The sequence below is a fragment of the Lysinibacillus sp. G1-3 genome (assembly GCF_056322905.1).
In genome coordinates this window covers 1-1,162 of sequence record NZ_JBWHYQ010000051.1, presented here as the reverse complement: position 1 = coordinate 1,162, position 1,162 = coordinate 1, and the positions used below count along the sequence as shown (strand labels likewise).

Here is a 1,162-nt window from a genome sequence, read left to right as displayed (position 1 = left end):
CTAAAGGTGTTAAAGCTGATTCGATAGTAGGAATAATGGTAGAAAGATCGCTGGAGATGGTAGTGGGAATAATAGGCACTCTAAAAGCAGGAGGAGCATACTTACCAATAGATCCGAACTATCCGAAGGAGAGAATCGACTATATGTTAAGGGATAGTGGAAGTAAAGTATTATTAAGTAAAAATACTTTAATAGAAGCTATTGAATTTGAAGGTGAGTTTATTGATATTTTTAACGATAAAGGAATATTAAATGGAGAGGGAAGTAACCTTGAGAAAATTAACAAGCCAACAAATTTAGCATATGTTATATACACGTCTGGTACGACTGGAATGCCTAAGGGAGTAATGATTGAACACAAATCATTGGTTAATAGATTGAACTGGATGCAAAAAAAATATCCACTAAATGAAGAAGATACTATTTTGCAGAAAACAACCTATACTTTTGATGTATCTGTATGGGAACTTTTATGGTGGTCATTAGTAGGTGCTAAAGTATGTATGTTGGGTCCTAATGATGAAAAAGAACCGCTGAAAATAATAGAGGCCATAAATAAGTATAATATAACAACGATTCATTTTGTTCCATCTATGTTAGATATTTTTTTAGATTTTGTAGAAGAAAATAGAATGAATTTAAATTTAGGTAGTTTAAGACATATATTTGCTAGTGGGGAAACTTTAAACTTTAAACAAGTATCGAAATTCTATAGAGAGTTTAAAACTGGCAAGAAGCTTATTAATCTTTATGGACCTACGGAGGCTACAATAGATGTAACCTATTTTGAGTGTAATAGTAATGAGAATATTAAATCAGTCCCAATAGGAAAGCCTATAGATAACACTAAATTGTATATTTTAAATAAAAATGAGGTTGTCCCAACAGGTGTACCAGGAGAACTATGTATAGCTGGAGATGGACTTGCCCGAGGTTATTTAAATAAATCTGAATTAACTGCTGAAAAATTTGTAGAAAATCCATTTGAGCCAGGAAAGAAAATGTATAGAACAGGAGACCTGGCAAGATGGTTACCAGATGGAAATATCGAATTTTTAGGTAGAATAGATAACCAAGTTAAAATACGTGGATTTAGAATAGAGCTTGGAGAGATAGAAAATAGATTATTACAACATGACGATGTAAAAGAAACAGCCGTTGT

General features: G+C 32.3%; 1 protein-coding gene. It reads left to right on the top strand.

Annotated elements, in window-relative coordinates; translation table 11 throughout:
* Positions 1-1,162, top strand: a 1,162-nt coding sequence (locus ACVYAD_RS25000) for a non-ribosomal peptide synthetase (RefSeq protein WP_476428286.1), incomplete at both ends; no start/stop codon positions are given.